Here is a 5,427-nt window from a genome sequence, read left to right as displayed (position 1 = left end):
CCGTATTGATATGCGAAGCTACAAAGAGCAAGGCATAGAGAAAGAACCCGAAAAAAAAATGTTACCAAGCCAAGCCAAAGACCCTGAAATCAGGGAAGCCCTACAACAGTCACGAACAGCCTATAAAGAGCTTGAACGACTAGATTTAGGCGACCCGAAAAAAGACATGAAAGACCTCAAAGACAGCCCAATTTCAGACAAAGAAATTAAACAGGGTATTGAGAGCTTTAAGGCTGATTTTGACAACTTTAAACAGCTTGCCTTACAGCAGTACAAAGAACAGCAGAAACTAGAACGAGAGCAACAGAAAACCATGAGTTATAAGGGAATGAGCAGATGACACCTGATGAAAAAAAGCTATATGCACTGATGGCAGTTGCAGAACAACAGCAGAACCTCGTCAATCAGGCTGTTAAAGAGCTTCAAATCACCGAAGAACGCATTCAGAAGGTCATCGCAGGGCAAACCCATAGCACCGTATCAAAATCGCTAAATACGGGCTTACAGGAGGGAACAGCGGAGCTTATCAAGACCGCTAAAGCACTTGGACGTTTAAAAAACTCGATTGAATCATCTAGCGATCAACTTTCATGGAAGCTGATAGCTATTATTTTAGGCACTTTTACTATTTTTATACTTGGTATCATTTGGTTATTTAGTGTTTATATCAAACCGCTTGAAAATATTTCTGAAATCGAAAGTTTAAGACAGGATGGTATTCAGCTTGATATTCGAAGTTGTACCGTTGGAGAAGAATCTAAGCCTTGTGTCAGAATAATGAAAGACCAATGCAATTATTCAAAAAATAATGATTTATGTGTTATCGACCCCAAATAATAAGAATATTTCTTATGCTAAAGAAGAATTCTGACTTAGTTTCAATTGTACGAGAGGAAAAAGAAACTCATGCCATTGATTGAATATTACGGCATGTTATTTGAATGGCATGACCAAAAAATGGAATTAGTCTATCGAGGGCGTGAAATTACGTTTGATGAGGCTTGTAGTATCTTTCTTGATCCTGCGCTAACTTCTTTTGATGATGTTGGACATTATGATGAACAGCGACTCATATCCGTTGGTTTAAGCAATCGTGGTAGACTGCTAACAGTGGTTTGGGTTGAACGTGGAGATATTGCGAGAATTATTACCGCATTTGAACCATCACATTACCAAAAGCGGAGGTACAGCAATGCAAAATGAATTAGAACGCTATAAAAATTTTGATCCTACCAATGCGCCATTGGTTAAGCCTAATTTTGTGAAGAAATTGCAAGAACGTCATGCCATAGCTCAAGCAAAGGCTTTTGATGCCGATGTTGTAACATGGCTAAGTTCACAGGATGATGAAACAAAACAGCATATTAACGATATGGTTCGCCATATTATGGCATTGAAACGTGCTTGATTAGGTATGACCTCCCTTTTTTGTTTTAATGTTTGATTGATTAATTAGAAAGCTCATTTGGTATGAATACCAAATGAGCTTTTACTTTATAGTTTTTGAAGGATACATCGTGGTTAAAGAAGTTGTTATGTTGAAACAGTCAAGTTTGGAAAGGAAAGAGTTCAAGCATGAAGAACTTGCACTAATGAAAAAACTTGATTTCAACGATATTGAGATTATTCAGCCTGATAATCTTGGACAAATCTTAATTTGGACTTCTAAACTTGCTGAATATCATCATGCTAAATTTGTTGAATTTAGTCAGAAGTTAAATATTTTTGATGAAATAGCAGAGCGAGAAGAGATTAACAATAAGATTAATTTTTATAGAAAAAGTAGATTGTTAGAGAATCACATCAAGGATTTCTATCTAAAAAAGCTATTGGATCAAGGAGAAGCGACAGTAAAGGGATATATCAAACATCCGATTAAACAGGATACGAATTACGCTGTAATTTCTTATCAAGGGTATAACTTCGTAAGTTTTGCTACTCCAGAGATTATTGAAAAATTTCCCTTAAATTTTATTGATTTTGTACAAAGTGAAGCACCAAAGACATTAGCAGATATACACCCTGATGAAGCTTTACTACTATCAACTGTCCAAAACTTTATAAGACCCTTTAAAGAACAATATAAAAAAATAAAGAGTAAAAATAAGGAGATCAAAGAGCATAATAGGGTCGTATATAAAATTTATATAAAAATTAAGAAAAAAGAGGCAACTCTGCAAAAATCAACAGGCTCGAAGCCTCAAGAATCTAATCCAAAGCCTATTGAAAATAGTGCTGCACCAGTAGAGAAGCAGGTCGCCATTCAGAAAAATATGGCTCCACAAGAAAAGGCGATTACAGTGATTAAGAAGCGAAAATTTGCTTTAAATAAGGATAAGTAAGTTTGTAATTGTAAATTATAAAGAAAAATCCCCCTAAGTCTTGCAACTTAGAGGGGTTTTCAAGTAAATTCAGCGGTACGCAGTTATTTGATGGTGAGACATCAAGTAACGAAGATCATAAGGTTTAGCGACCGTTATGATTTCACCAAAGGCTTTTGTACCTGAACTCTATTTTTACAATAAACAGTGTTTAGATCAAGCCTCAAAATGATAAGTCTTCGTTAATCAGTGTTTTAAATCATCAAATAAGCATCATAGATCGAGCTTTGCCCGCTTCTGCGTGTCCGTTTTACGGATTGGCATGCGTTGCATGTGGAGGGAATAAGTGTCACTGGTGCAACGTAGCGATAGTCGAAAGGCTAAACCGCTTACAGGGGATTCTCACAAAGGCGGAGCGTTGGAAGTAGTTGTATAGGTCGGTTAAGTTGCATGTTGGGGAAACCCTCGCAGAGATATCGCCATACTTCGACAGGGAGCGTGTGGGAGAAGGTGCAAGACCTTTAGTCCTTGTCTGCATAGTCAGCAAAACTATGTGCGGATACGACCGATATACGTGGCTCCGAAGCCAAAAGAATATGCGGTAAATCGGCAATACTTAAAGGATGTGTCATTTTTTTAAATGACCGCCTTTAGGGAAAGTATTGCCGAAACTCTCTCAACCGTTTCCAAAGCCAAAGCACGAAGTGCGACGCTTTGGAGACGAGTTGAGAAGTTGAGAGCATTTGTTTTTAGGGGAATTAGGTAGATGCTTTTTAATATACCTAGTATTCTGCTTAGGCTATTTAGGTTCTATAGAGAACCAAGTTCCTGTTGCTCTATTAGATATTGCAGAGTATTTAATATCGTTAATCACCTTATGGTTATTACTGTCGTTGCTGTCATAGTTTTCAACTGCTTTATGTATGACATCAACTACTTGTTTAGGTGCATCCTTATCATTACTAATAATTTGTATTAATGATCCTGAAATAATTAGGAAATATGCCCCTTCTTTTTCAGGTTCAGAATTATCATAAATTACTGTTAGTGAATCTATTTTTCCATTTTTATTTACAGTACCAACCATTGATACACCAGAAGTTATATTCTCAGTAAATGTATTTTTGACACTACCTTCTTTTATAGAGAATTCTGCCAATGGTCTAAGATTTGGAATATCAATACTCTTTAACTTTTCATTAAATTTATTGCGTAGTTCTTCAGGTGTTACTTTTAGATCAGGTGTAGCTTCAGCAGTTACGACAGGCTGTATTTCTTCTTTAACAGGTTTAGCTTTTTCTTCAGTATTTGAGTTATTTGTAGCTTCTGTTTTTTCTATAGGTGTTGGAGCTGTAGATACTCCAATTGCTGTTAAAATTATTACAGCAATGAAACCGTAAATACTGATTTGTTTGCGTGTATATAGCTTATTTTTATTTAAACTAATCCAACGAGGGTTTATTAAACCTATAATCATTGCTATTAAAACAGCAAATAAGAATAAGCCTGCAAGAGTACTGATGGTTTCCATATAGCCTTTACACTGATCTATTTAAGTTAAATTATAATTTATAAAGTTTTAATTTATTCAACTACTTATTACATACTTTTTTTGAAGCACTAATAGTTCCATCATTGCACATAAATTTTTTATCAACGGTACAGTGTTTAATGCCTCCTTTTTTTCCTGAACAGGGTTGTCTACCTTTACCTGCAAAAACTGGTTGAGCTATGATTATTGATAGTATTACTAAAAGAACTTTTTTCATTTTCATGCCATTAATTAAAGAATTGTTTAATTTAAGTGCTTAATTATAGCTAAAACTTTATTTTTTACGCTGATTTAAAGTTTCTTGTCCTAAATCCTTCCAAATCTGCCATTTCATATCATTCGGGTCGATTTCAGCAGTTTTAAGCAAAATTCCAAGTAATTCGGCTGGGTCACGCTGATCTAAGTTTGCAATCTCAAAAAGTGCGCCTAATTGGATGAGGTGACGTGTACGAGCTTTGCGTTCAGCTTCCTTTTCTGCATTCAGTAATTTTCTAACCGCTACTTTTTGTTTATTTGCTCGATCTATGGCTTTTTCAGCCTTGATCAAGGCATTCAGTTTTTTCTCTTGGTCTGGAGTACGGTATTGGATTTTGGCTAATTCCAATAAAAGTTTTTGAGCATCACTCGGATTCTTTAAAGCAGAAATATAGGTGATTTTTTCAGATAGCCATTCATTATTCATATTCAATTCCTTAATACAGATACCGCAAAAGTACAGGCTCAATACTCAAAGAACGATAACAAAATATTTACGTTCGAGTAACGTAATTTTGTTAAAGTCGTTCTAGAGATTGTCGCCTGCACTTCCATCAAAAATTTGATGGCGCGCTTAGACGTTTCTCAATTTCATTGAGAAACCTAAGCACGTTAGGGACTTCATCCCTAAAACCCTGAAACTTCTTTTTTTCGTTCAATTGAAAATTGAATGAAAAAAAGAAGTACTAAAAAGCTTCAAGGATAATTTATGGCAATTGCTCGATTGAGTGTCAAAGTTGGTAAAGCAGGAAAAGCAGCACCGCATGCCGAATATATTGATCGGGATGAAGAAAAGAAACGGAAACAGGAACATGCAGAAACCGACCTTGAACATAGCGATTATGGAAACATGCCTAAATGGGCTGAACATAATCCGATTACCTTTTGGGAAGCAGCCGACCTTTACGAGCGCAAAAATGGCAGTACCTATCGAGAATATGAAATTGCCTTGCCTAGAGAGATGAATGCCGAGCAACGCCTAGAACTGGTTGAGGACTTCATTCAGTCAGAAATTGGCTCAAAATATCCGTATCAGTTTGCGATTCATAACCCTAAAGCAATGGACGGCAACGATCAGCCCCACGTCCACCTCATGTTTAATGAACGTCTGCAAGATGGAATCGAACGAGATCCGGAGCAATATTTCAAACGCTATAACAGCAAAAATCCTGAACGTGGCGGAGCTAAAAAAGACAATACAGGTAAGAGTTACCAGGAACGAAAAACCGATATTAAAGACCTACGCCAAAGATGGGCAGATTTATGCAACAGCCATTTAGAAAAACACCAAATTGACAG

8 protein-coding genes and 1 pseudogene are annotated in these 5,427 nt (G+C 36.3%); 6 read left to right on the top strand and 3 right to left on the bottom strand.

Features of this window, described 5'->3' with window-relative positions:
- From D9K81_RS17935 to D9K81_RS17915, 5 genes and pseudogenes are all read left to right on the top strand, one after another.
- Nucleotides 1–340, top strand: a pseudogene (locus D9K81_RS17935) (MobA/MobL family protein); the annotation flags it as partial.
- Nucleotides 337–837 (top strand): hypothetical protein, encoded by a 501-nt coding sequence (locus tag D9K81_RS17930; RefSeq protein WP_087554584.1) that lies wholly within the window; start codon nucleotides 337–339, stop codon nucleotides 835–837. The pseudogene D9K81_RS17935 and the gene D9K81_RS17930, both read left to right, overlap by 4 nt.
- Nucleotides 838–906: 69 nt before the next feature.
- On the top strand, nucleotides 907–1,203 hold the full coding sequence (locus D9K81_RS17925; RefSeq protein ID WP_004910660.1) for a BrnT family toxin: 297 nt from the start codon (nucleotides 907–909) through the stop codon (nucleotides 1,201–1,203).
- The gene (locus D9K81_RS17920; RefSeq protein ID WP_004910663.1) at nucleotides 1,193–1,408 is read left to right on the top strand and encodes a hypothetical protein; all 216 of its coding nucleotides are present in this window, start codon (nucleotides 1,193–1,195) and stop codon (nucleotides 1,406–1,408) included. The genes D9K81_RS17925 and D9K81_RS17920 overlap by 11 nt, the downstream gene beginning before the upstream one ends.
- A gap of 127 nt (nucleotides 1,409–1,535) precedes the next feature.
- Nucleotides 1,536–2,342 carry a hypothetical protein gene (locus D9K81_RS17915; protein WP_121523996.1) on the top strand — a complete coding sequence of 269 codons (807 nt, stop codon included), beginning with the start codon at nucleotides 1,536–1,538 and terminating at the stop codon, nucleotides 2,340–2,342.
- A gap of 778 nt (nucleotides 2,343–3,120) precedes the next feature.
- On the opposite strand, the gene D9K81_RS17910 is transcribed toward D9K81_RS17915, so the two are convergent.
- The 3 genes from D9K81_RS17910 to D9K81_RS17905 form a co-directional block, all read right to left on the bottom strand.
- A complete protein-coding gene (locus tag D9K81_RS17910; protein WP_121523994.1) occupies nucleotides 3,121–3,852 on the bottom strand; it encodes a hypothetical protein in 732 nt (243 codons plus the stop codon).
- A gap of 61 nt (nucleotides 3,853–3,913) precedes the next feature.
- Nucleotides 3,914–4,090: a YdcA family protein gene (locus D9K81_RS18510; protein ID WP_167561098.1), complete on the bottom strand. Its 177-nt coding sequence runs from the start codon at nucleotides 4,088–4,090 to the stop codon at nucleotides 3,914–3,916.
- A 57-nt stretch (nucleotides 4,091–4,147) separates the two neighbouring features.
- On the bottom strand, nucleotides 4,148–4,555 hold the full coding sequence (locus D9K81_RS17905; RefSeq protein ID WP_121523992.1) for a conjugal transfer protein TraD: 408 nt from the start codon (nucleotides 4,553–4,555) through the stop codon (nucleotides 4,148–4,150).
- Between the two features lie 297 nt (nucleotides 4,556–4,852).
- On the opposite strand from D9K81_RS17905, the gene D9K81_RS17900 reads away from it, so the two are divergent.
- Nucleotides 4,853–5,427, top strand: a 575-nt coding sequence (locus D9K81_RS17900) for a MobA/MobL family protein (RefSeq protein WP_235831059.1), incomplete at its 3' end; no start/stop codon positions are given.

The organism is Acinetobacter chengduensis (assembly GCF_003664645.1).
GTDB classification, from domain to species: domain Bacteria; phylum Pseudomonadota; class Gammaproteobacteria; order Pseudomonadales; family Moraxellaceae; genus Acinetobacter; species Acinetobacter chengduensis.
This window is presented reverse-complemented; position numbering and strand designations above follow the sequence as displayed.

Coding starts and splice junctions, on each gene's coding strand:
- D9K81_RS17905 (WP_121523992.1), bottom strand. CDS start 4,555: ATGAATAATGAATGGCTATCTGAAAAAATCACCTATATTTCTGCTTTA.
- D9K81_RS17915 (WP_121523996.1), top strand. CDS start 1,536: ATGTTGAAACAGTCAAGTTTGGAAAGGAAAGAGTTCAAGCATGAAGAA.
- D9K81_RS17930 (WP_087554584.1), top strand. CDS start 337: ATGACACCTGATGAAAAAAAGCTATATGCACTGATGGCAGTTGCAGAA.
- D9K81_RS17910 (WP_121523994.1), bottom strand. CDS start 3,852: ATGGAAACCATCAGTACTCTTGCAGGCTTATTCTTATTTGCTGTTTTA.
- D9K81_RS18510 (WP_167561098.1), bottom strand. CDS start 4,090: ATGAAAAAAGTTCTTTTAGTAATACTATCAATAATCATAGCTCAACCA.
- D9K81_RS17920 (WP_004910663.1), top strand. CDS start 1,193: ATGCAAAATGAATTAGAACGCTATAAAAATTTTGATCCTACCAATGCG.
- D9K81_RS17925 (WP_004910660.1), top strand. CDS start 907: ATGCCATTGATTGAATATTACGGCATGTTATTTGAATGGCATGACCAA.